Here is a 24000-nt window from a genome sequence, read left to right on the forward strand (position 1 = left end):
TGCGCACCAAAAAAGCACATTTTGAGTGTACGTCGTTCAAACTGGGCTAGGAAATTGCCATGAGCACCGCAGCCTTTGAAAATTCGGCATCGCGCTTCGGCGAGGAGCGGGCGCCGTTTCTCTCGCCGAGGCGGGTAGCCGCACTGCTAGGGGTCAATATGACTGAACTGGCCGGCCTGACCGGTCTCGCGCGCAACACGCTTGCCGCCAAGTCCGGTGCGCGCAAGGTCGACGCCGCATTGAGTCCCATCGTCCGCATCCTGGCGATGGCCGGCGAGATGGCCGGTGATGAACAGCGTGCCGCGATCTGGTTCAAACATCAGCCGATCCCCGGCTGGGCGGGAAAGACCGCCTACGATCTCGTTCGCGAAGGCAAGACTGACAAGGTGCTTGCCTATCTGGAGGCAGTCCGCTCCGGCATCTATGCCTGAACCCAGGCTGACTCTATGGCGCGCTTTTGTGCCGCGCTGGGCCCATCTGCCGCTTTCCGGTGAGGGCGCGGCCCGCTTCGGCGGCCGCTGGAATCCGATTGGCACGCCGGCGATCTACGCCGCCCGGGAACTGTCCACGGCTTGGGCCGAGTACAATCAGGGTTTTGTCCAGCACCCGGCGCTGATTGCACAATTGAAACTGTCAGGCGCCCGGCTGGCCGACCTGACAGAGGCTGATACGCTGTCGAAGCTCGGTGTAACGGCCGACATTCACCGGTGCGAATGGCGTGACATCGTGGATGGAGGCTTTGTGCCCGAGACGCACCAACCGAGAGACCGCTTGCTTGGCGACGGGCTGCACGGCGTGATCTACCCGTCCTTCATGTCGCCTGGCGGCACATGCGTCGCGCTGTGGCGCTGGAACGAAAACGATGCTCCGGATCTTGAAATCATCGATCCCGACCATCGCCTGCCGAAAACAGCGGCATCATGGCTTTAGGGCAGTTCGAGCTGCGGCGGGCACACCCGCCTCCATCTCTTCCAACGTCTTCGGCCTGCCTATGTGGGGCAGGGATCCAAATACGTCCTCTGGCCGTGTTAAAGGCAAGACTGGAACAGGCAGTGCGACTTGATCGTCGGTCGAACTGGTGACCTCTAGCTTTTCTCCGGCAGCGATCACAGTTTCCTCTCCCGAGATAACAAAGATGCTGATCGCGCGCTGAATTCAAGGCTGCATAGCCAGACGGTGCTAGCCTGCGCCTGAAAGGACGCGCTCGACGAAGGCGGGCACCACTTGTGTCGCCGGCCCTTCCATCTGCTCGTCGAAACGGGAGGCCCAGCCGGCGCATTTCAGATTGAGTTCGGCTGTTACGGCTCCGGCCGCGCGTGCCTCCTCCACGAAACCTGCTGCCGGGTAGACACTCCCGCTGGTGCCGATGGCCACGAATAGGTCGCAGCGCGTCAGCGCCTCGCCGACCTCCTCCATGCGGTAAGGCATTTCGCCGAACCAGACCACGTCAGGCCTCAATTGACCTTTTGCGCCACACGCTGGACAGGCCGAATGGGCAGCGATGTCGTCGGCCCAGGTGCTGCTTTGCCCGCAGCTCAGGCAAAGGGCATGGCCCAGTTCTCCATGCATATGGATCAGTTTGCGCGAACCGGCGCGCTCATGCAGGTCGTCGATATTCTGCGTGACGACGAGGACGTCGCCTGGGAATTTCTGCTCGAGCTTGGCCAGCGCGGCGTGCGCCGCATTCGGCTCGACGCTGCCCATCTGCCGCCGGCGCATATTGTAGAAATCCCGCACCTTTACGGGGTCGCGCGCAAAACCTTGCGGCGTGGCCACGTCCTGCAGGTCGTATTTCGCCCAGACCCCGTCGGGATCCCGGAACGTGGCGACGCCCGATTCCGCCGAAATGCCGGCGCCTGTCAGGATGACGATTTTGGCTTTGGACATGGTCGAAGACACCGGCATCCGGAAACATCATTTGGAAGGCGATGTTACCGGAAGGCGGCAGCCGCATCAAACCCTGGTGCCGCCGACCGTCATCTGGTTCATCCTGAGATGCGGCTGGCCGACGCCGACCGGCACGCCCTGTCCGGCCTTGCCGCACATGCCGATGCCGGTGTCGAGCTTCATGTCGTTGCCGACCATCGAAACCCGATGCATGGCATCCGGCCCATTGCCGATCAGCATGGCGCCCTTGATCGGTTGCGTCACCTTGCCGTTCTCGATCATGTAGGCCTCGGTGCAGCCGAACACGAACTTGCCCGAAGTGATGTCGACCTGGCCGCCACCGAACGACACGGCATAGATGCCGTTCTTGACCGAGGCTATGATTTCCTCCGGCTCCATGTCGCCTGCCGTCATGTAGGTGTTGGTCATGCGCGGCATCGGCTCATGCGCGTAACCTTGGCGCCGCCCGTTGCCGGTGGCCTTCATGCCCATCAGCCGTGCATTCTGGCGGTCCTGCATGTAGCCGACCAGCTTGCCATCATCGATCAGCACGTTATGGGCCGAAGGCGTGCCTTCGTCGTCGACGGTCAGCGAACCTCGCCGCTCGGGCATGGTGCCGTCGTCAACGACGGTGACGCCTTTCGCCGCCACCTGCTGGCCAAGCAGGCCGGCAAAGGCCGACGTCTTTTTGCGGTTGAAATCGCCTTCCAGCCCGTGGCCGACGGCCTCGTGCAACATGACGCCCGGCCAGCCGCTCGACAGCACGATGTCGAAAGTGCCGGCAGGTGCTGGAACCGCTTCGAGATTGACGAGCGCCTGCCGCAGTGCCTCCTTGGCCGCGTGCCGCCAGCTGTCCTCGACCAGGAATTCGCCAAAATCCTTGCGGCCTCCCATGCCGTAGGAGCCGCTCTCCTGGCGGTCGCCGTCGCCGACCACCACCGATACGTTGATCCTGACCAGCGGGCGGATGTCGCGGACCATCTGGCCATCGGCGCGCACGATCTCGACATGCTGCCAGGAGGCGGCGAGCGACGCCGTCACCTGCCTGACGCGCGGATCTTCGGCCCGCAGCCATGCATCGATTTCCTGAAGCAACTTGGCCTTGGTCTCGAAGGAAGGCGAGGGGATCGGGTTTCCGTCGCCGTAGAGATGGCGGTTGGTGCGGGCGGGCGCTGCGGCAAGCGTGCCGGAATAGCCGCTCTTCACCGTCGAAACGGCATCGGCGGCGCGCCGCAGCGAGGCTTCGGAGAGATCACTGGAATGGGCGTAGCCGCTGGCCTCGCCAGCGACGGCGCGCAGGCCGAAACCCTGGTCGGTGTTGAAATTCGCGGTCTTCAGCTTGCCATTGTCGAACATCAGCGCTTCGCTTTCGCTGTATTCGAGAAACAGTTCGCCGTCGTCGGCGCCGTTGATGGTCTCGGCGACGATCTGCTTGATGCGATCGTCGGAAATGTCGAATTGGCCGATCAGGCTGTTCATGGCAGGTCCATTCGCAGGAGGATTGTTTCCCACGATGTAGGCGCGAAGGCCTGCACAGACAATCTGAAATGAGATTTGCCGTGACCGCGGCCGGTCAACAATCACTGGATCGTGCTACAAGACCGCGTTCAAGGCAGGGCGGCGAAGCCGTCGGCAAAACCCTTGAGGTCGACGGGAATGCCGATGCCTTCTTCGGGCGTCTGGAAGACGATAAAGGTCGCCGACGTACCGGTCTTCAGCGTATCGAGCAGCGGCTTTTCCAGGATGACCTCGGCATAGCAGCCGTCCTGGAAACAGCGCACGAAATAGGCGCGGCCGATATCCTTGCCGTCGACATTGAGGCCGAGGCCGTTGGGCAACAGCACGCCGAGCGGCGCCAGCACACGAAGGATTTCGGCCTTGTTGTCGGCTGTACGCAGCACGACAACGGAAAGACCCATTTCCGGGCGGTCCTCGGCGACGACGTTCTGCATCATCACGCATTGTTCGGACGTAGCACCGGCCGGCGTATCGCAGATGATCGACCACGCCCCATGCGTCGACTTCACCGTGCCGCTTGGCTGCGCGGCATTGGCCAGGCCGCCGCCTGACAAGGCTATTGCGGCGGCAACAAGGATGACCTCCGCCAAGGTTCTCGAAAGCCAAGCGTTCATGACGGCTCCATTGCGAATCACGGCACTTTAAGCCGCACTAAACCCAAGTAAAGGACGAGACCCCCGCGGTCTGCCCCGACATAGGCGACAATGCGCTTTTCCGTGCCAATTTCGCCCTAATTGCGACGGTTTCGCGCGCCGCGCGGCTCATTCTGCCGGGATGCCGCTCCGGTGATTCGCGACGAGCGGTCACCGCACGAAGCTACAGCCGCGCTTGCGCGCAAAAATGCCGCACGGGTTCCGCCGCTCCTTTCTTGCGGAGGCAAATAGAGTATGGTTTGAACCAGCCTTGAATTGTCCGGGATTCCCGTCCCGGCATTATTCGGCATTCTTGCGGTCCGATCGCGAGGAACTGGGAGATGACGAGGGCGATGAGAAAATTCCTGGCAACCGCCAAAATCGTAGCTAGTGCCGCCGCCACGTTGTTTGCCGCTGCATCCGCTCATGCAGCCCAGCCTCAACCCTGGGAAACCAGTTTTCAGCCTCCGGCGACCGATATTATGAGGCAGATCGAGTGGTTCGGAAACTATTCGTTCGCGTTCATCATTGTGATCACCGCCTTGGTGCTTTTTCTGATCGCCTACTGCATTTTGAAATTCCGGGCGAGCGTCAACCCGACCCCGTCGCGCACCAGCCACAACACGCTGATCGAGGTCATCTGGACTGTCGGTCCCGTCGTCATCCTGCTCTGTCTCGCCATTCCTTCGTTCCAGCTGCTGACCGCGCAATACACGCCGCCGGAAGAAGCCAAGCTGACCGTCAAGGCGACGGGCAATCAGTGGAACTGGGATTACGAATACCAGGTCGACAACACGCTTTCCTTCAATTCCGCGATCCTTCAGGATGCCGACAGGGCTGCTGCCGGCAAGGAAGATCGCGCCGCCTATCCGCGCCTGCTCGCCGTCGACAATGAGATGGTGGTGCCTGTCAACACCATGACCCGCGTGCTGGTGACGGCGACCGACGTCATTCACGCCTTTGCCATGCCGTCCTTCGGCATCAAGACCGACGCGGTGCCGGGCCGCATCAACGAGGTGTGGTTCAAGGCCGACAAGGAAGGCCTCTATTACGGCCAGTGCTCGGAACTCTGCGGCAAGGACCACGCCTTCATGCCGATCGCCATTCGCGTCGTCTCCGATGCGCAATACAAGACCTGGCTGGCGGCAGCCAAGACCGATCTTCCCGGCGCCAACAAGGCGCTGATGGCCGAGGTCGATGGCACGAACAAGGTAGCGGCCGCCGGCAACTGATGCCGCGACCAGAAAAGATTCAGGGAACGGAGCCGACCATGGCAGACGCTGCAGCTCACGACGACCACGACCACAAGCCGTATCATGGCTGGGTCCGGTGGGTGTATTCGACCAACCACAAGGACATCGGTACGCTTTATCTGATCTTCGCGATCATGGCGGGCTGCATCGGTGGCGCCTTATCGGTCGTCATGCGCATGGAATTGCAGGAGCCGGGCATCCAGATATTCACTGGCCTGGCACAGATGGTCTACGGCATGAACGGTGACGCCGCCATCGACGGCGGCAAGAGCATGTACAATGCCTTCACCACCGCGCATGCGCTGATCATGATCTTCTTCATGGTGATGCCGGCGCTGATCGGCGGCTTTGCCAACTGGATGGTGCCGATCATGATCGGCGCGCCGGACATGGCGTTCCCGCGCATGAACAACGTCTCGTTCTGGCTGCTGCCGCCGGCTTTCATCCTGCTGATTATCTCGGCCTTCGTCCCGAGTGCGCCGGGCGCCTATGGCGTCGGTGGCGGCTGGACGCTTTATCCGCCGCTCTCGACATCGGGCCAGCCTGGACCGGCCATGGACCTGGCGATCCTTTCAATCCACATCGCCGGCGCCTCCTCGATTCTTGGCGCCATCAACTTCATCACCACCATCTTCAACATGCGCGCGCCCGGCATGACCATGCACAAGATGCCGCTGTTCGCGTGGTCGGTGTTGATCACCGCCTTCCTGCTGCTGCTGTCGTTGCCGGTGCTGGCCGGCGGCATCACCATGCTTTTGACCGACCGCAATTTCGGCACCACCTTCTTCGCCCCGGACGGCGGCGGCGACCCGATCCTGTTCCAGCACCTGTTCTGGTTCTTCGGCCATCCAGAAGTCTATATCCTGATCCTGCCGGGCTTCGGCATCATCAGCCATATCATCTCGACCTTTTCGAGGAAGCCGGTGTTCGGCTATCTCGGCATGGCCTATGCGATGGTTGCCATCGGCGCGGTGGGCTTCATCGTCTGGGCCCACCACATGTACACGACGGGCCTGTCGCTCGACACCCAGCGCTATTTCGTCTTCGCCACCATGGTCATCGCGGTGCCGACGGGCGTGAAGATCTTCTCGTGGATCGCCACTATGTGGGGCGGGTCGATTTCGCTTAAGACCCCGATGCTGTGGGCGATCGGCTTCATCTTCCTGTTCACAGTTGGTGGCGTCACCGGCGTGCAATTGGCCAATGCCGGCCTCGACCGCCCGCTGCACGACACCTATTTCGTGGTTGCGCACTTCCACTACGTGCTGTCACTGGGCGCGGTCTTCGCCATCTTCGCCGGCTGGTACTACTGGTTCCCGAAGATGACCGGCTACATGTATTCGCCGGTGATCGCCAACACCCACTTCTGGGTCACTTTCGTCGGCGTCAACCTGGTCTTTTTCCCGCAGCATTTCCTCGGTCTCTCCGGAATGCCGCGTCGCTATATCGACTATCCCGATGCCTTCGCCGGCTGGAATATGGTGTCGTCCTACGGCTCGTACATCTCGGCTGTCGGCGTCGTCATCTTCCTGTTCGGCGTCTTCGAGGCGTTCCAGAAGAAGCGGGTCGCCGGCGCCAATCCTTGGGGTGAGGGTGCGACCACGCTGGAATGGCAGCTGCCTTCGCCGCCGCCGTTCCACCAATGGGAACAGCTGCCGAAGATCAAGTAGGCGGTTGCCTCCTTTAATACGGAACCGCCGGCCGTCCGGCGGTTTTGGCCAACGGAATGATGGACTCTAAGTACGCATGGCCCTTGCCGAAGACAGACTGATTGACGAGCCGGGCTTCCGCATGTCGGAAGCGACGGCGGGCGATTTCTTCGCCCTGCTGAAGCCGCGCGTCATGTCGCTGGTGGTGTTCACAGCGTTTGTCGGCATGGTCGCCGCCCCGGTGACCATCAATCCGCTGCTGGCGGTGATCGCGATCCTGGCTATTGCCATTGGTGCCGGCGCGTCCGGTGCGCTCAACATGTGGTATGACGCAGACATCGATGCGGTGATGACGCGCACCGCCGGCCGTCCCGTGCCGGCCGGCCGCATACGGCCTGGCGAGGCATTGAGCTTCGGGCTGGTGCTGTCGGTTCTGTCGGTGATGACGCTCGGCGTGCTGGTCAACTGGTTGGCCGCATCGCTTCTGGCCTTCACCATCTTTTTCTATGCCGTCATCTACACGATGTGGCTGAAGCGCTGGACGCCACAGAACATTGTCATCGGCGGTGCTGCCGGTGCCATTCCGCCGGTCATCGGCTGGGCGGCGGTAACCGGATCGGTCAGCCTCGAAAGCTTGGTGCTGTTCCTGATCATCTTCCTGTGGACGCCGCCGCATTTCTGGGCGCTCGCGCTCTTCAAGTCGGAGGACTATGCCAAGGCAGGCATTCCGATGATGCCGAATGTCGCCGGCCAGGCTTCGACCAGACGCCAGATCTTTGCCTATGCGCTGGTCCTCGCACCGGTTGGCGTGCTGCCATGGGTTCTCGGCTTCACCACGCCAGCCTATGGCGTCGTTGCATTGCTGCTCGGCGCCGGCTTCGTCTGGTATGCGTGGAAGGTGCTGCAAATGGCCGATGACGACCGGGCGATGAAGCCGGCCAAGGCCCTGTTCGGCTATTCGCTGCTCTATCTCTTCGCCATCTTCGCCGCCTACCTTGGCGATTGCGTCGTCGCGCGCGCGCTGACCATCGGTGGAGCATGAGCATGGCCGAAAAGAAGCTTGAACTGGTCACGCTGACCGACCGTCAGCAGAAGGCCCGCCGCAATCGCTCGGCCGCAATCGGCTTCGCGCTGGCGGCGCTGGTGGTCATATTCTACGTCGCGACCATCGTGAAATTTGGTCACAGCGTCACCGGTTCGATGTGAGCTGAACATGACCAGGCAAACAGTCACCGATCCTACGAAGAAGAATACGAACCGCGTCGTCGCCGGCGTCTGCATCGCGTTCTTCGGCGGCATGATCGGCATGGCCTATGCCGCAGTGCCGCTCTACGCGATGTTCTGCCAGGCGACAGGCTACGGCGGCACCGTTAAACGGGCGACCCAGCAATATGCCGATCGGGTGCTCGACCGTGACATCACCATCCGCTTCGATGCCAACACCGTCGGCATTCCCTGGCAATTCCAGCCGGTCGCCCGCTCGATCACCATCAAGATCGGCGAAACAGCCGAGGCGCATTTCAGCGCGACCAACAAATTCAGCCGGCCCATCACAGGACGCGCCACCTTCAATGTACAGCCTGAACTGGCCGGACCTTACTTCAACAAGGTCGAGTGTTTCTGCTTCACCGACACGACGCTGAAGCCGGGCGAGACGTTGGACATGCCGGTCGTGTTCTATGTCGATCCCGAGATCGTCAACGCGCCGGAACTGAAGGATTTGAGGACGATTACCCTGTCCTATACGATGTTCCCGGTCGAAAAAACCAAGCCGGTCGCATCATCGGTGCCGGCCGACGGCCGCCGCAACAAGAGTTCAGATACCGAAGCAAGCCTCGGGGGTTGATATGGCAGACGCACACGCAAAACCACAACATGACTACCACCTCGTCGACCCGAGCCCATGGCCTTTCCTGGGCTCCGTCGGGGCGCTGGTGACCGCGATCGGCGGCGTCTGTTACATGCAATATCTCAAGGGCGGCGATTTCCCCATCTTCGGTTTCAACATCGCCAATCCATGGTTGTTCTTCATCGGCCTGCTGATCGTCATCTACACGATGTTCGCCTGGTGGTCTGATACGATCAAGGAAGCGCATGAGGGACACCACACTCGTGTCGTGTCGCTGCATCTGCGCTACGGCATGATCATGTTCATCGCCTCCGAGGTGATGTTCTTCGTCGCCTGGTTCTGGGCCTTCTTCGACGCCAGCCTGTTCCCCGGCGAGGTCCATCAGTATGCCCGTACCGCCTTCACCGGCGGCGTCTGGCCGCCCAAGGGCCTCGAAGTTCTCGACCCTTTCCATCTGCCGCTTTACAACACCGTCATCTTGCTCCTGTCGGGCACCACGGTGACCTGGGCGCACCACTCGCTCATCCACGGCGACCGCAAAGGGCTGATCAATGGCTTGGTGCTGACCGTCGGCCTCGGCATGCTGTTCACCATGGTGCAGGCCTACGAGTACATGCATGCGCCGTTCGGCTTCAGGGATTCGATCTACGGCGCCACCTTCTTCATGGCGACCGGCTTCCATGGTTTCCACGTCATCATCGGCACTATCTTCCTGCTGGTCTGCCTGATCCGCGCCATGAAGGGCGACTTCACGCCCAAGCAGCATTTCGGCTTCGAGGCCGCCGCCTGGTACTGGCATTTCGTCGACGTGGTGTGGCTATTCCTGTTTGCCTCGATCTATGTCTGGGCATCGAACGGCGCAATGATCGAACCGCACTGACATTGGCCCGAGGAAATGGGCCCGAGGAAAATGGGGCCGAGGAAATAGACAAGGCGGCTGCGGCGACGTGGCCGCCTTATCTTTTGCGGCAAATGCTCCTAGGATGACCCCATGAGCGACGACAAGGCGATCTGGCCACCAATCGATCCGATCTCGGCCGGCCTGCATGGCCGCTGCCCCCGCTGTGGCGAGGGCAAGCTGTTCTCCGGGTTCCTCACAGTCGGCGATCGCTGTACCAATTGCGGCCTCGATTATTCCTTCGCCGATGCCGGCGACGGGCCGGCGGTGTTCGTTATTCTGATCATCGGCTTCATCGTCGTCGGCCTGGCGCTGTGGATGGAGGTGACGCTCAATCCGCCGCTCTGGCTGCATCTGTTGCTGTGGATTCCGCTGACGCTGGTGCTGTGCCTGGCGGCGCTCAGGCTGATCAAGGGCGTGCTGCTGACGCTGCAATACCGCAACAAGGCGGCCGAGGGCCGGCTGGACCGCGGCGAATGAGCGAGGCATCAGGTTTGGTGGCCGGCCGGTCGCGGCCGAAACGCGCATTGGCGCTCGGCCTGGGTATCGTCGTGTCTTTGATCCTGCTGGCGCTCGGCACCTGGCAGGTTCAGCGCCTGCACTGGAAAGAGGGCCTTCTCCAGACGATCGACCAGCGCACGCATTCGGCGCCTGTGCCATTGGCCGAGGTCGAAAAGCGGTTTGCTGCCACCGGAGACGTGGACTACACGCCGGTGATAGTGACCGGCACTTTCCTGCATCAAGGCGAACGGCATTTCCTCGCCACCTGGGAAGGCCAGTCCGGCTTCGATGTCTTCACGCCGCTGCAACTCGAGGATGGCCGTTTCGTGCTGATCAACCGCGGCTTCGTGCCCTACGATTTCAAGGACCCCGCCAAGCGGCCGCAGGGGCAGGTGACGGGCAAAGTGACGGTGACGGGGCTCGCCCGCAACCCGCTGCCGGCCAAGCCCTCGATGATGCTTCCCGACAATGATCCGCAGAAGAACATCTTCTACTGGAAAGATCGTGACGCGATGGCCTCGAGCGCCGGCCTGCCGGCAGGTGCGGCGCTGGTGCCGATCTTCATCGATGCGAACGCCGCCGCCAACCCCGGCGGGCTGCCCGTCGGCGGCGTCACCGTCATCGACCTGCCGAACAGCCATCTGCAATATGCGATAACCTGGTACGGCCTTGCCGTCGCCCTTGCCGGTGTCCTGATCTCCTGGCTCCGCCGCCCGGCGAAAGACCAATGATCGCCGCCACTACCCTTGACAGGGCAGGGCCGCACACCTCATTTCGCGCCTTGAGCTCAGAAGTCATAGTCCGATCAACCGGCCTACAATCAGCGTAAGATGCAATCATGCTTCAGACAAAGCCACCGCTGACCATCCGGCTCTGCCAGCCGCGCGGTTTCTGTGCGGGCGTTGACCGTGCCATCCAGATCGTCGTGCTGGCGCTCAAGAAATATGGCGCGCCGGTTTATGTCCGCCACGAGATCGTGCACAACCGCTACGTCGTCGAAGGGCTGCAAAGCCTCGGCGCGGTGTTCATCGAGGAGCTCTCCGAGATCCCGCCCGAGCATCGCCAGAGCCCGGTCGTCTTTTCGGCGCATGGCGTGCCGAAATCGGTGCCGGCCGACGCCCGGTCCCGCAACCTGTTCTATCTCGACGCGACGTGCCCGCTGGTCTCGAAAGTCCACAAGCAGGCAATGCGCCATCAGCGGCTTGGCCGCCACGTGCTTTTGATCGGCCATGCCGGGCATCCTGAGGTGATCGGCACAATGGGCCAGTTGCCGGATGGCGCGGTCACTCTGATCGAGACCGAAGCCGACGCCGCAAGCTTCGTGCCCGTAGACCCGCGAGCGCTCGGTTTCGTCACCCAGACGACGCTGTCGGTCGAGGACACCGCCGGCATCATCCGCGCCCTGCAGCAACGTTTTCCCGAGTTGCACGCGCCGGCGGCGGAATCGATCTGCTATGCCACCACCAATCGCCAGGAGGCGGTCAAGGAAACAGCGGCCGGCGCCGATCTCTTCCTGGTCGTCGGTGCGCCTAACTCCTCCAACTCACGGCGGCTTGTCGAAGTGGCCGAACGCGCCGGCGCCTCGATGTCGCTTCTCGTGCAGCGCGCCTCCGAAATTCCGTGGAATGACATTGCCGGCATCTCGACACTCGGCCTGTCGGCGGGCGCCTCGGCGCCGGAGATCATCGTCGACGAGATTGTCGATGCCTTCCGGCAGCGCTTCGACGTAACCATCGAGTTGGCCGTGACGGCGACGGAGACGGAGGATTTTCCGGTGATGCGGGTGTTGCGCGATGTCGAACTGACGGCAGCCGACATGGCCTTCGTCAACGGGGCTGCGTAGCAACGATGGCGGTCTACACCGACGTCAATGAGGGCGAGCTCGGCGCGTTCCTCAGGAACTATCCGGTCGGCGATCTCTTGTCCTACAAGGGCATCGCCGAAGGCACCGAAAATTCGAATTTTCTGCTGCACACCAGCAGCGGCTCCTACATACTGACGCTTTACGAGAAGCGCGTCGACAAGGCTGACCTGCCGTTCTTTCTGGGCCTCATGGCCCACCTCGCCAGAAAGGGCATTTCGTGCCCGCTCCCGGTCACCGCGCAGGATGGCGGTGTGATCGGAACGCTTGCCGGCCGGCCGGCGGTCATCATCACCTTCCTTGAGGGTCTATCGCTGCGGCGGCCGACAGCTGGGCATTGCGGCGAGGTCGGCAAGGCTCTGGCGGCACTGCATCTCGCCGGCGCGGATTTCCCGATGACCCGCCCCAACGCCCTTGCCATCGATGGCTGGCGCAAGCTGTGGAACGCCGCCCACGCCCGCGCCGATGAGGTCGAGCCGGGATTGGCGGCCGAGGTCGATGCCGATTTCGCAGATTTCGAGCGGAACTGGCCGAACGGTCTGCCGCAGGGCATCATCCATGCCGATCTTTTCCCGGACAATGTATTCTTCCTCGGCGAGAAACTGTCCGGGCTGATCGACTTCTATTTCGCCTGCAACGACCTCTACGCTTATGATGTTGCCACGTGCCTCAACGCCTGGTGCTTCGAGAAGGATTTTTCCTTCAATCTGACCAAGGGCACGGCGTTGCTTGCCGGCTACCAAAGCGTGCGGCCGCTGAGCAGCGACGAGAAAGCGGCGCTGCCGATGCTGGCGCGCGGTTCGGCGCTGCGCTTCATGCTGACCCGGCTCTACGACTGGCTGACGGTCCCGGACGGCGGGCTTGTGATGAAACGCGACCCGACCGAATATATCCGCCGGATGCGCTTCCATCGGGCGATCAACTCTCCTTCCGAATATGGACTAACATGACCAAGCGCGTTGAAATCTTCACCGATGGTGCCTGTTCGGGCAATCCCGGGCCTGGCGGCTGGGGCGCGGTCTTGCGCTTCAACGGTGTCACGAAAGAACTGTCGGGCGGCGAGGCTGCCACCACCAACAACCGTATGGAACTGTTGGCGGCCATCTCGGCGCTTAATGCGCTCAAGGAGCCCTGCGCCGTCGATCTTTATACCGACAGCAACTATGTCAAGGACGGTATTTTCAGCTGGATCGACGGCTGGAAGCGCAACGGCTGGAAGACGGCCGCCAGGCAGCCGGTGAAGAATGCCGAGCTGTGGCAGCAGCTCGATGCAGCGCGTAACCGCCATCAGGTCACCTGGCATTGGGTCAAGGGCCATGCCGGCCATCCCGAGAACGAGCGCGCCGACGAATTGGCGCGGCTCGGCATGGCGCCATTCAAGAAAGGGCTCGTCAAGACTGTGGCACCAGTACCAGGTTCGCAGTCAAAGCAGCCGACGACCACAAAGGCGCGGCGCTCGACCCAAAGCTATTGAATTCCGGCTGCGGGTCCGCTCTCTGGCAGGAAGAGCTCTATCATGCCGATCGCATACTACATCACGCATCCCCAGGTTCAGGTCGATGCCAACGTTCCAGTGGCGGAATGGGGACTATCCGACGTCGGGCGAGCGAGAACATCGGCAATGCTCGATCAGCCGTGGGTTGGGTCGATTCGGCGGATCGTGTCATCGGGTGAACGCAAGGCGATAGAAACCGCCGAGATACTCGGAAGGCATCTCCGCCTTGCGATCGAGGTGAGGGAAGGGATGCATGAGAATGACCGATCGGCAACCGGTTTCCTGCCGCCTTCCGAGTTCGAGCGGTCGCCGACCAATTCTTCGCCAATCCAAACAGCAGCATTCGTGGATGGGAGCGAGCTATCGATGCCCAGCGTCGTATTCTAAGCGAGGTAGACACTGTGCTAGGCACCGACGCCGCTGTCGACGTCGCATTCATAGGTCACGGAGGTGTCGGAACGCTCCTGCTGCTCTCTTTGAGCGGTCGGGAAATCAGCCGCGAGGCGGATCAGCCAGCGGGCGGCGGGAACTACTTCGCATACGATAGCGGTGCGCGTCGCGTTATCCATGGATGGCAGCCGATCGACAGGCCGGCGCAGCGCCGCGACGGCTGACTTGGCTATCGGATGAGCAGGGCGGTGCCGAACAGTCCGAGCGCGAACACCGTGTGCGACACCAGATTGAGGGCGCGGACCTGCATTGGATTGGGGCGCTTCGAAGCGGCCCAGCCGGCACCCATGCCGGGCGCCAGCAGAAACCAACCGGCGCCGACGGTGACGATGCCGAGGATAAAGGCCGGCAGGAAGGTCGGCGCGGTGAGCCAGGCCGTTCCGGCCAGCACGACCAGTATGATGCCGTAGACGATGCCGACAGCATAATGAAAGGCCCAGCCAAGTGCAGATTCATGCGCATAGGGCGAGGCCTCGCCAATGTCGTCATGGAAGACCTTGCCTTCCCTGAGATGCCAGACCCAGCGGCCGACCAGCCCCCAGTTCGGCCGCGGCTGAGCAAACGCCTTGTTCAGGAAAATCGCCCAGATATCCATAAGCGCGGTTGCGCCGATACCGATCGCGACAGCGCGCCAAAAGATGTCAGACATAACCGAGGTCCCCAAAAGCAAGCAGTCCCGAAGCGCCGACGCATGGCCCCGAAAACCGGGTCGGCTTTCGGAAGGATCATGCGCCGATGAAAAGGCGGCATCCTTTGAACGCGTAGCGCTCGAAGGCGCCCTTTGTCATCCCTGGCCTAGGCTGTCGCCAAGACGGAAAGCTGTCCGAGAATGTGAGCCGCACCGGACTCGTCGACGCCGGGCTTTGTCTCGACATTGAGTGCGGTGACCTTGCCGTCATCGACGATCATCGAAAAACGCCTCGAGCGCAGCCCCATGCCGCCGCTGGAGAGGTCGGCGTCGAGGCCGACCGATTTGGCGAAATCGCCATTGCCATCGGCAAGATAAAGTATTTTGCCTTCACCGCCGCTGAAGCGAGCCCAGGCTCCCATGACGTGAACATCGTTGACCGAGACGACGGCGATAGTGTCGACGCCGCGCGCCAGGATGGCGTCGTAATTATCCAGGTAGCCCGGCAGGTGATTATTGCTGCAGGTCGGCGTGAAAGCGCCTGGAACGCCAAACAGCACGACCGTCTTTCCTGAGAATATCTCGCCCGTCGTGATCGGCTTTGCACCGTCGGCGGTCATTGTCTTGAAGGTCGCACCCGGCAGTTTGTCGCCAACGGAGATCGTCATGATGGTCCTCGCTTGAGAATGGAAAGGGAGTGTCCTTGCGATAGCGAACTAAGGCGCGCCCGGCAACCGTCCAGACGTTGGCATCACGGAAAAGGCAGCAGGCCTTCGACCGCGCCAGCGGCACTTGTCAGTGTGTAGTGAAGGCCGCCATCGGTTGGCGTTGTCGACGGCCTGTCGAGGATCGGCACCGTAAAGATCAGCTTGCCATCCTTTTCGCTGCGGGTCGGGGCACCGAACATGTAGTCGCGTTCGCCGGCAACGAAGAAGTCGGCGGCCTCGGGAGTGCCCGGAAAGCTCGCTTCGACAATCAGGGTTTCGTGATCGCCCGGCAGTACGTTTATTCCGAAATCGGGCGTTGCCGTGGCGGGCAGAGTTGCAAGGCCTGCCTTGACCAGTGCCGCATCCTCGGCGTTGTCGGGATCGGCGCCGGGATCGATGGTCAGCCTTGTCTGCACCGGGATGCAGATGGTTTCGCAAATGCCGAGGAAGATGTCCGCATCGATGACGGCCGGCTGGCCGGGTGCAGCAAGCGTGAACGTCACCGGCAATGAAACCGGGTGGTCGTAGCCGGCCCATTTGCCATAGCCGTCATCGTGGCGCTGCGGCGGCGGAAACGAAAGCGTCGCGTCGGCAATGTTGGTGCTGGCCGAGATGTCGATCTGTGGCGGCACGCCCGCATCGCCCGGATCGCGCCAATAGGTCTTCCAGCCTGGCTTCAGCGCAATGTCGAGGACACCTTGGAGACGCCCGGCCTCGTCGGCTTTGCCGCTCGTCACCAGCCGCACCCGGCCGCCTTCGCTATTGTACCAGGCCGACGAGGAGGCTGAGGCGGGGAGGCAGGTCGCCGACCCAATGGCCACGCCAAGCAGCAGGATTTTCAAGCTTTGCATGGCGATGATTTGATCGTCTATTGATGGCCGCACAATGATTTCATGACGCCGCCGGCATCATATTTGCGTGACCTTTGACTTAAGAGCCTGATCAAATCGGGCGCCGCCCATCTTTTCGGCGCCCTGGAAACGCGTTACGCTGTGGTCATGGATTTGTTGCGTCATAAAAAGACGGCCGCAGGACCCGGCTTTCTCGACGACCAGTTCCTGATTGCCATGCCCGGCATGAAGGACGACCGCTTCACGCGCTCCGTCATCTACATTTGCGCGCACAGCGACGAAGGCGCGATGGGGTTGATCATCAACCAGACGCAGCAGATGCTGTTTCCGGACCTGCTCGTGCAACTCGGCATCATGAACGAACTGGAGGCAATTCGCCTGCCGCCGCCGGCGCGCGACTTCGTCGTGCGCAATGGCGGACCGGTGGATCGCAGCCGCGGCTTCGTCCTGCATTCGGGCGACTACCGGGTGGAATCCTCGCTCGCCGTGTCCGACGACGTCTGCCTGACTGCGACCGTCGACATATTGCGCGCCATCTCCTCCGGCCGCGGACCCCGGCGGGCTCTGATGGCGCTCGGCTATGCCGGCTGGGGTGCGGGTCAGCTTGAAAACGAGATCGTCGAGAATGGCTGGCTGACTTGCCCGGCTAGTGCCGAGCTTCTGTTCGACGCCGACATCGACCGCAAATACGACCGGATCCTTGCCTCGATCGGCATCGATCTCGCGCATCTCAGCCTGGCTGCCGGTCACGCCTGAACCTCATTACGTCCCGAAATTTGTCACGCCTGAGTGAGCGGATACTGTTCCTTCAGCGTCTTCAGCACCTGGTCGCCCGGCATCGGCGCTCCGAACATGAAACTCTGCACGTATTCGCAGCCCATCTGCCGCAACTCCAGCGCATCGCTCTCGTCCGAAATGCCTTCGGCGACAACCGACAGGCCGAGTTCATGCGCCATGTTGACCATGGATTTGAGCAGCACCGCGCGTTTCGGCGTCGCGTCGTCGACGAAGCTCTTGTCGATCTTGATGGTGTCGAATGGAAAGCGCGTCAGATAGGCCAGCGATGAATAGCCGGTGCCGAAATCGTCCAGCGACAGGCCGATGCCAAGCTGCTTCAGCTTGGTCAGCACATGGGCGGTCTGCTCGGGATTGTCCATCACCAGCGATTCGGTGAGTTCGAGCCGGAAGCAGCGCGGTTTCAGATTGGCCCGCGCGATCACCGAGCGGACGTCGCTGACCAGGTCGCGGCGGATGAGCTGACGGCTGGACAGATTGACCGAGACCGACAGCGGCGCATCGCCGATCTGCTTTTGCCATCCTGCCAGGTCTTCGGCAGCCTGTTGCATGGCAAACAGGCCAAGCTGCACGATCAGGCCGCAGTTTTCGGCGACCGGGATGAAATCCGCCGGCGGGATCATGCCGCGACGCGGATGGTCCCAGCGCAGCAGCGCTTCGAAGCCGGCAACGCTGCCGTCCTCCAGCCGCACGATTGGCTGGTAGGCAAGCGTGAATTCGCGTCGTTCGATAGCGCGGCGCAGATCGGACTCGAACTGCAGCCGGTCGGTGCCGACGGTGCGGAAGGCTGGCCGGAACGGCTCGATCCTGTCGCCGCCGAAGCGCTTGGCTTGATGCATGGCAAGCTCGGCGTCCTTGACCATGTCCTCAGCCGAGGTCTGCGTGGAGGTCCAGGTGATCAGCCCGATCGAGGCGGTCAGCACGATCTCGCGCTTGGCGAAGGTGATCGGGTTGTTGATGGCGTGCTTGATGGCATCGGCAATGGCCGCGATGCGAGCCGGATCCTGCTCCGACAAAAGCATCAGCGCGAACTGGTCGCCGGCAAATCGCGACAGCGAATCCTTCGGCTTGAGCAGCCGGTGCAGCCGCCGCGCGATGGTCAAAAGGATGGTGTCGCCGGCCGAGATGCCGAGCCCGTCATTGACCTGCTTGAAGCGGTCGATGTCGATGACGAAGACGGTCGGGCGCACCTTCTCTTCGGTACGGGCGATCGAGATGATCGCCTCCAGCCGGTTCATGAACAGCTCGCGGTTGGGCAAGCCGGTCAGATTGTCGTGCACGGCGTCGTGCAGCAGCCGTTCCTCGGATTTCTTCTGCTCCGTCACGTCGACCATGGTGCCGACGCAGCGGATGACCTCGCCGTCCGAGCCGATCACCGGCCGGGCACGCAGCGAAAACCAGTGATAGTGCCCGTCGGCGCCGCGCAGGCGGAAGTTTTGCGACACCCGGCCGCGCCGGTGCTCGAGCACCACGTCGAGCGTCGTGCGAAACGTGTCGCGGTCGTCGGCATGCAGCACCGGCAGCCAGTTGCGGGCAGGGCCGCCGAGGCTGTTCGGCGCAAGGCCGAGCTGAATGCTGACGTCGGGACGAGTGACGACGCGGTCGCGCAGCACGTCCCAGTCCCACACAGTATCGCCCGATCCGGCAACCGCCAACGCCTGCCGCTCGAGGTCGGAGAACAGGCCCTGATGCAGGGCGCCGCCGGCAAAAGCGTGCTGCATCACGGTGAAGCCGATCAGCAGGATGATGAGGATCAGCCCACCGCCGAGCGCCGGCTGGGCGATATCGTTGTCCAGCATGCCGGTGATTGCCATCCACGATCCGCATAGCCACAGCAGAACCATCACCCAACTGGGCACCAGCATGATGGCGCGGTCGTAACCGCGTATACCGAGGAAGATGATCAGGCCGAGCCCGGTCAGCGCGGTGGCTGCGAAGGACAGCCTGGCAATGCCGGCGGCAACCGCCGGATCGACGATGGCAACGCCGGCGATCAGCACCAGCCCGAGGATCCAGACCAGTGCGCCGTAGCTGAAATGGCCGTGCCACCGGTTGAGGTTGAGATAGGCAAACAGGAACACCACGAAGGTCGCCGCAAGCGCCACCTCCGTTCCGGCGCGCCACATCTGCTCATTGCCCGGGGATATTTCTATGATCTTGTTGAGAAAGCCGAAATCGACGCAGATATAGGCAAGCACCGCCCAGGCTAGGGCCGCCGTCGCCGGGAACATCGAGGTCCCCTTGACGACGAAAAGAATGGTCAGGAACAGCGCCAGCAGGCCGGCGATGCCGATGACGATGCCACGAAACAGCGTGTAGGAATTGACGGAGTCCTTGTAGGATTCGGGGTCCCACAGATAGACCTGCGGCAGCTTGGGCGAGGCGAGCTCGGCGATGAAGGTAATCACCGTTCCGGGGTTCAGCGTCACCCGGAACACGTCGGCGTCTGGGCTGGTCTGGCGGTCGAGCGCAAAGCCTTCGCTGGGCGTGATCGCGGCGATACGGGTCGAGCCGAGATCCGGCCAGAACAGGCCGGAATTCACCAGCCGGAAATGCGGTGCGACAATCAGCCTGTCGAGCTGCTGGTCGGTGGTATTGGCGAGCGCGAACACCGCCCAGTCGCCGGTCGAGCGCGCGTCATTGGCCTCGACCTCGATTCGCCGCACGATGCCGTCCGGGCCGGGTGCCGTTGAGACCTGGAAATTCTCGCCCTGGTTGCGGTAGATTTCAACGGCACCCGAAAGGTCGAGCGCCACGTCGTCGCGGGCAATCTTGATCGGTTCGACCGCAAACGCCGAGGATGCCGCGCAGAGCGTGACGATTGCCGCCAGCATAAGGGCAAGCAGCGACCCGTTGCGCAGAAAATTCGTCAAAATCAGCCCTTTGTTCCAACGCCCGGCGGATCGTCCGCGATTCGGGCGTATAGGTAATGGTCCTGCCAGATGCCGTTGATCCTGAGATAGGATCGTAGCAGTCCTTCGCGCCGGAATCCGGCTTTTTCAAGCACGCGGATCGACCGGGCGTTATCGGGGATACAGGCAGCTTCGATCCGGTGCAACCGCAGCGTTTCGAAGGCGAAACGCGTCACCACCTTGACGGCATCGGTCATCAGGCCGCGTCCGCTGAAGCGCTCGCCGATCCAGTAGCCGATATGGCCGCTTTGGGCGACCCCGTGGCGGATATTGCCGAGGGTGATACCGCCGGCAAGCTTGCCGCTGCTTTTCTCGAAGATGAAGAAGGCGATCGCCGTCCCCTGCGCATAGTCCTCGCGGTAGCGGCCGATACGATGCCGCCATGCGGTGCGGTCGAGCTCGTCAGGGGTCCATCGCGGCTCCCACGGCTCAAGGAAGGCACGGCTTTCGCCGCGCAGCACCGACCACTCGCGATAGTCGTTGGTCAGCGGCACACGCAGCGTGACAAGGTCGCCCTTCAGTGCCGGCAGGTCGCGGCGAAAGAAAGGGAGCGCGAACACGACGCTCGAATAAGCTTAGACGGCAAGCTTACGGGCAGTGGTCTGCGAGCCCGAAAGCGAATCGAGGATCGCTTCATAGGGCGCGAGCGTACCCACCGGCCCGACGGCTGTAAGCGTCGGCTTCGTCGAAAAAAGCCGCGACGACAGATCCGTCAGCCGCTTGACCGTCAGCGCCGACAGCCGCTCCATCAGCTCTTCCTTGGCGATCGGCCTGCCGAACAGAAGCAACTGCCTGGCGATCTGCGAGGCGCGGCTGGCCGGGCTCTCGGCCGACATGATCAGCCCGGCGCGGTATTGGGCACGCGCCCGGTCGAGCTCCTCCTGCAGGATGTTTTCGCCGGCCTTTTGCAGCTCGTCGATGATCACAGGCACCAGCTCGGCGATATCGCTTTGTCCGGTTGCCGCATGGACCCCGAAGACGCCGGTGTCGGAAAAACCCCAATGGAAGGCATAGACCGAATAGCACAGGCCGCGTTTTTCGCGGACTTCCTGGAAAAGCCGCGACGACATGCCGCCGCCGAGGATCATCGACAGGACCTGAGAGGCATAGAAATCGCGGACGTGATAGGCACGGCCCTCGAAACCCAGCACGATCTGGGCGTCCATCAGGTCGCGGTCTTCGCGAAAATCGCCGCCGACATATTGCGCATATTGCGGGATGGTGCCGTCGGCCTTGCCGCGGAAGCCGCCGAGACGCTTTTCGACCTCGCGCACGAAATCGTCGTGCTTGATGTCGCCGGCTGCCACCATCACCATGTTCTCGGCGCCGTATTGCCGTTCGATGAAGTCGTGCAGTTGCTTCGAAGTGAAGGATTTGACGGTTTCCGGCGTGCCGAGAATCGAGCGGCCGATGGTCTGGTGGCGGAAGGCGGTCTCGGTAAAGTGATCGAAAACGACATCGTCGGGCGTATCGTGCGCGGCGCCGATCTCCTGCAGAATCACATGCTGTTCGCGCTCCAGCTCCTGCGGATCGAATTCGGAGTCCTGCAGGATGTCGGAAAGGATATCGACCGCCAGCGGCACATCGTCGCTCAGAACCCTTGCATAATAGGAGGTCGTCTCGACGCTGGTCGCGGCATTGATCTCGCCGCCGACGTCCTCGATCTCCGAGGCGATCTCGAAGGCGCTTCGCCGCCTGGTGCCCTTGAAAGCCATGTGCTCGAGCAAATGCGCCATTCCGTGCTCTTCGTCACGCTCGTTGCGTGCGCCCGACTTGACCCAGGCACCAAGGGCAACAGATTCGAGGCTTGGAAGGGTTTCGGTGGCGACTGTCAGGCCGTTCGACAGACGGCTTACCTCAACACCCATATGGCAATTACTCCCTAACGCGCCGCCCGCGTGTGGCGGCCGACATAATCTTCCACCATTTTCAGGTCGGATGGAAGTACCGTGTATTTTTCCTCGGCGCTCATCAACCCGCCCAGCCATGCGGGGAGGGCAGGCGACACGCCGCTGGCGGCTTCGACGGCCGCCGGAAACTTTGCCGGGTGCGCAGTGCCCAGCACCACCATTGGCACCTCACCGGCGGCTTTGCCGGTGGCCACATGCACGGCTGCGGCGGTATGCGGGTCGAGCAGATAGCCACTCGCCGCAAGTGTGGTGCGGATTGTGGCGGCGACCTCGCCCATGGTGGCGCGGCCGGCGTCGAATTCGGAGCGGATCTTGGCGATTTCGCCGGCCTCGATGGTGAAGGCGCCGGACTGCTTGAGCCCGTCCATGTAGCGCCGCACGGTCGAGGCATCGCGGCCGGACGCCTCGAACAGCAAGCGTTCGAAGTTCGAAGACACCTGGATGTCCATCGAGGGCGACGTGGTCGAAAAGACCCCTTTCATGCGGTATTCGCCGGTCGCCAGCGTGCGCGCCAGAATATCGTTGTCGTTCGTGGCGATGATCAGCCGCTCGATCGGCAATCCCATCTTCTTGGCGGCGTAGCCGGCGAAAATGTCGCCGAAATTGCCGGTCGGCACCGTGAAGGAAACCGGCCTGTCGGGCGCGCCAAGCGACAGCGCGGAGGAGAAATAATAGACGATCTGGGCCATGATGCGGGCCCAATTGATCGAATTGACGCCGGATAGCGACACCCGGTCGCGAAAACCGTGGTCGTTGAACATGTCCTTCACCAGGCCTTGGCAGTCGTCGAAATTGCCTTCGATCGCCAATGCTTGGACGTTTGCGGCGGTCGACGTCGTCATCTGCCGCTGCTGCACCGGCGAGACGCGGCCGTGCGGGAAAAGCACGAAGATGTCGGTGCGGTTGCGCCCGGCAAAGGCATCGATGGCGGCCCCTCCGGTGTCGCCGGAAGTGGCGCCGACAATGGTGGCGCGCTGGTCGCGCTCGGCCAGCACATGGTCCATCAGCCGCGCAAGAAGCTGCATCGCCACGTCCTTGAACGCGAGCGTCGGGCCGTGGAACAACTCGAGCACGAAGCTGTTCGGCCCGCTCTGCACCAGCGGGCAGACGGCCTCATGGCGGAAGGTCGCATAGGCTTCGCGCACCAGCCGTTCGAACACCGGCGCCGCGATCTCGCCACCGAGGAACGGCGACAGCACGCGGATTGCAAGATCGGGATAGGCAAGGCCGCGCATGGCGCGGACCTCTGCTGCGGAAAAATGCGGCCAGGCGCTCGGCAGATAGAGCCCGCCGTCGCGGGCCAGCCCGGCCAGCACCGCGTCGGAGAATCCAAGCGCGGGCGCTTCCCCGCGGGTACTCACATATTGCATCGTCACGTTTCCATTGCTGCGGGAATCTTCGCCCGCCGTAAGGTGGTGGATTTCTGCGCTGGCTCAGTCGCATTTTTGCCGCGCGGTTGATATACGTCACCGGCTTTGCGAGAGGGAAGTGCAGTTCATGGCGTTTCATTCATTCAACGGTCGTTTTGTCGCGGGTCTGGCGCTCACCGGCTTTATGCTTGCTGCCGCAGGCTGCCAATCGAGCGACAATAGCATTCTCGGCTTCGGCAAGAAGGATACGACGCCACCACCGCCACCCGACCCCAAGGTGCTTTCCAGCCAGCTGCAGGCCTATTGCCCGAAAGTGACGTTGCGTGACGGCACCGCCTTCTTCAATATCTACGCCAAGAGCGGTCCGAAGCCGAAGAAAAAAACCGATGTTGCCGCCGAGGATGCCCAAGCCGCCCAGCCGGCAGCGGACGCGGCAGGCGTCGATCAGCCGGACGATTCCGCCAAGATCATCTATCAGGCTTCGATCACCGATGTGACCCGCGACTGCAGCCGCGCCAACGGCTCCTTGTCGATGAAGATAGCCGTTGCCGGCAAGGTCGTGCCTGGTCCGATGTTCGCCCCCGGTACCATCACCATGCCGATCCGTATCGCGGTGATGCACGGCACCGAAGTTCTCTATTCGCAGCTTCACTCCTATCAGGTCCAGGTTACCGATCCCTCGAGTGCCACGCAGTTCGTCTTCACCGATTCCAACGTCGTCGTTCCGGAGCCGACGGCGCGGGACTACCAGGCATTTGCCGGGTATGACGAGGGCGCTCCGAAAGGGGCGTCGGACAAGCCGAAGAAGAAGAAAGCCGCCGCGACCAACTGAGC

At 62.3% G+C, this 24000-nt stretch carries 25 protein-coding genes and 1 pseudogene; 16 read left to right on the forward strand and 10 right to left on the reverse strand.

What is annotated here, in order from left to right:
• The first annotated feature begins 59 nt into the window (after positions 1-59).
• Together NKH91_RS11690 and NKH91_RS11695 are read left to right on the forward strand one after the other, a co-directional pair.
• Positions 60-431: an antitoxin Xre/MbcA/ParS toxin-binding domain-containing protein gene (locus NKH91_RS11690; protein WP_023716914.1), complete on the forward strand. Its 372-nt coding sequence runs from the start codon at positions 60-62 to the stop codon at positions 429-431.
• Positions 397-930, forward strand: a complete 534-nt coding sequence (locus NKH91_RS11695) for an RES family NAD+ phosphorylase (protein ID WP_502898988.1) — start codon at positions 397-399, stop codon at positions 928-930. The genes NKH91_RS11690 and NKH91_RS11695 overlap by 35 nt, the downstream gene beginning before the upstream one ends.
• 249 nt (positions 931-1179) lie before the next feature.
• On the opposite strand, the gene NKH91_RS11700 is transcribed toward NKH91_RS11695, so the two are convergent.
• From NKH91_RS11700 to NKH91_RS11710, 3 genes are all read right to left on the reverse strand, one after another.
• Complete coding sequence (locus NKH91_RS11700) at positions 1180-1887, reverse strand: NAD-dependent deacylase (RefSeq protein WP_352884910.1); 708 nt, start codon at positions 1885-1887, stop codon at positions 1180-1182.
• A 66-nt stretch (positions 1888-1953) separates the two neighbouring features.
• A complete protein-coding gene (gene tldD, locus NKH91_RS11705) occupies positions 1954-3366 on the reverse strand; it encodes a metalloprotease TldD (RefSeq protein ID WP_352639105.1) in 1413 nt (470 codons plus the stop codon).
• A gap of 128 nt (positions 3367-3494) precedes the next feature.
• Positions 3495-4019 carry an invasion associated locus B family protein gene (locus tag NKH91_RS11710; protein WP_023716918.1) on the reverse strand — a complete coding sequence of 175 codons (525 nt, stop codon included), beginning with the start codon at positions 4017-4019 and terminating at the stop codon, positions 3495-3497.
• A gap of 371 nt (positions 4020-4390) precedes the next feature.
• On the opposite strand from NKH91_RS11710, the gene coxB reads away from it, so the two are divergent.
• The 12 genes and pseudogenes from coxB (at position 4391) to NKH91_RS11770 (ending at position 14157) form a co-directional block, all read left to right on the forward strand.
• On the forward strand, positions 4391-5269 hold the full coding sequence (coxB, locus tag NKH91_RS11715; protein WP_023716919.1) for a cytochrome c oxidase subunit II: 879 nt from the start codon (positions 4391-4393) through the stop codon (positions 5267-5269).
• A gap of 38 nt (positions 5270-5307) precedes the next feature.
• The gene (ctaD, locus tag NKH91_RS11720) at positions 5308-6960 is read left to right on the forward strand and encodes a cytochrome c oxidase subunit I (protein WP_023716920.1); all 1653 of its coding nucleotides are present in this window, start codon (positions 5308-5310) and stop codon (positions 6958-6960) included.
• Positions 6961-7036: 76 nt separating this feature from the next.
• The gene (locus NKH91_RS11725; RefSeq protein ID WP_352483710.1) at positions 7037-7981 is read left to right on the forward strand and encodes a heme o synthase; all 945 of its coding nucleotides are present in this window, start codon (positions 7037-7039) and stop codon (positions 7979-7981) included.
• On the forward strand, positions 7978-8145 hold the full coding sequence (locus tag NKH91_RS11730) for a cytochrome c oxidase system small membrane protein (RefSeq protein WP_023716922.1): 168 nt from the start codon (positions 7978-7980) through the stop codon (positions 8143-8145). Before NKH91_RS11725 ends, NKH91_RS11730 begins: the two co-directional genes overlap by 4 nt.
• A gap of 7 nt (positions 8146-8152) precedes the next feature.
• Positions 8153-8785, forward strand: coding sequence for a cytochrome c oxidase assembly protein (locus NKH91_RS11735; protein ID WP_352589015.1), 633 nt, complete (start codon positions 8153-8155; stop codon positions 8783-8785).
• Between the two features lies 1 nt (position 8786).
• Positions 8787-9668 carry a cytochrome c oxidase subunit 3 gene (locus NKH91_RS11740; RefSeq protein WP_023716924.1) on the forward strand — a complete coding sequence of 294 codons (882 nt, stop codon included), beginning with the start codon at positions 8787-8789 and terminating at the stop codon, positions 9666-9668.
• Between the two features lie 111 nt (positions 9669-9779).
• Positions 9780-10166: a DUF983 domain-containing protein gene (locus NKH91_RS11745; protein WP_023716925.1), complete on the forward strand. Its 387-nt coding sequence runs from the start codon at positions 9780-9782 to the stop codon at positions 10164-10166.
• Complete coding sequence (locus tag NKH91_RS11750) at positions 10163-10918, forward strand: SURF1 family protein (RefSeq protein ID WP_352483708.1); 756 nt, start codon at positions 10163-10165, stop codon at positions 10916-10918. Before NKH91_RS11745 ends, NKH91_RS11750 begins: the two co-directional genes overlap by 4 nt.
• A 107-nt stretch (positions 10919-11025) precedes the next feature.
• Complete coding sequence (ispH, locus tag NKH91_RS11755) at positions 11026-12030, forward strand: 4-hydroxy-3-methylbut-2-enyl diphosphate reductase (protein WP_352884913.1); 1005 nt, start codon at positions 11026-11028, stop codon at positions 12028-12030.
• Between the two features lie 5 nt (positions 12031-12035).
• Positions 12036-12998 carry a homoserine kinase gene (locus NKH91_RS11760; protein WP_023716928.1) on the forward strand — a complete coding sequence of 321 codons (963 nt, stop codon included), beginning with the start codon at positions 12036-12038 and terminating at the stop codon, positions 12996-12998.
• Positions 12995-13522, forward strand: a complete 528-nt coding sequence (gene rnhA, locus NKH91_RS11765) for a ribonuclease HI (protein ID WP_352483707.1) — start codon at positions 12995-12997, stop codon at positions 13520-13522. Before NKH91_RS11760 ends, rnhA begins: the two co-directional genes overlap by 4 nt.
• A gap of 42 nt (positions 13523-13564) precedes the next feature.
• Positions 13565-14157 (forward strand): annotated as a pseudogene (locus NKH91_RS11770) (histidine phosphatase family protein).
• Between the two features lie 5 nt (positions 14158-14162).
• Here the strand turns inward: NKH91_RS11770 and NKH91_RS11775 are convergent.
• From NKH91_RS11775 to NKH91_RS11785, 3 genes are all read right to left on the reverse strand, one after another.
• Positions 14163-14642, reverse strand: a complete 480-nt coding sequence (locus tag NKH91_RS11775; protein WP_352483706.1) for a DUF2938 domain-containing protein — start codon at positions 14640-14642, stop codon at positions 14163-14165.
• Positions 14643-14788: 146 nt separating this feature from the next.
• The gene (locus NKH91_RS11780) at positions 14789-15289 is read right to left on the reverse strand and encodes a peroxiredoxin (protein ID WP_023716932.1); all 501 of its coding nucleotides are present in this window, start codon (positions 15287-15289) and stop codon (positions 14789-14791) included.
• 83 nt (positions 15290-15372) lie between these two features.
• Positions 15373-16179: a protein-disulfide reductase DsbD domain-containing protein gene (locus NKH91_RS11785; RefSeq protein ID WP_023716933.1), complete on the reverse strand. Its 807-nt coding sequence runs from the start codon at positions 16177-16179 to the stop codon at positions 15373-15375.
• Positions 16180-16326: 147 nt separating this feature from the next.
• Between NKH91_RS11785 and NKH91_RS11790 the strand changes: the two genes are divergently transcribed.
• Complete coding sequence (locus tag NKH91_RS11790; protein WP_023716934.1) at positions 16327-16935, forward strand: YqgE/AlgH family protein; 609 nt, start codon at positions 16327-16329, stop codon at positions 16933-16935.
• Between the two features lie 23 nt (positions 16936-16958).
• On the opposite strand, the gene NKH91_RS11795 is transcribed toward NKH91_RS11790, so the two are convergent.
• Genes NKH91_RS11795 through thrC form a run of 4 tightly spaced genes read right to left on the reverse strand, consistent with a single transcriptional unit; the run spans position 16959 to position 23166 of the window.
• On the reverse strand, positions 16959-19847 hold the full coding sequence (locus tag NKH91_RS11795) for an EAL domain-containing protein (protein WP_023716935.1): 2889 nt from the start codon (positions 19845-19847) through the stop codon (positions 16959-16961).
• A 2-nt stretch (positions 19848-19849) separates the two neighbouring features.
• Complete coding sequence (locus tag NKH91_RS11800) at positions 19850-20446, reverse strand: GNAT family N-acetyltransferase (RefSeq protein WP_023716936.1); 597 nt, start codon at positions 20444-20446, stop codon at positions 19850-19852.
• A 15-nt stretch (positions 20447-20461) separates the two neighbouring features.
• Positions 20462-21754 carry a M16 family metallopeptidase gene (locus NKH91_RS11805; RefSeq protein ID WP_023716937.1) on the reverse strand — a complete coding sequence of 431 codons (1293 nt, stop codon included), beginning with the start codon at positions 21752-21754 and terminating at the stop codon, positions 20462-20464.
• Between the two features lie 14 nt (positions 21755-21768).
• On the reverse strand, positions 21769-23166 hold the full coding sequence (gene thrC / locus NKH91_RS11810; RefSeq protein ID WP_352483705.1) for a threonine synthase: 1398 nt from the start codon (positions 23164-23166) through the stop codon (positions 21769-21771).
• 127 nt (positions 23167-23293) lie between these two features.
• On the opposite strand from thrC, the gene NKH91_RS11815 reads away from it, so the two are divergent.
• Positions 23294-23998: a hypothetical protein gene (locus NKH91_RS11815; protein WP_352483704.1), complete on the forward strand. Its 705-nt coding sequence runs from the start codon at positions 23294-23296 to the stop codon at positions 23996-23998.
• Positions 23999-24000 lie beyond the last annotated feature (2 nt).

This window comes from Mesorhizobium sp. M0894 (genome assembly GCF_040319725.1).
Taxonomy (GTDB): domain Bacteria; phylum Pseudomonadota; class Alphaproteobacteria; order Rhizobiales; family Rhizobiaceae; genus Mesorhizobium.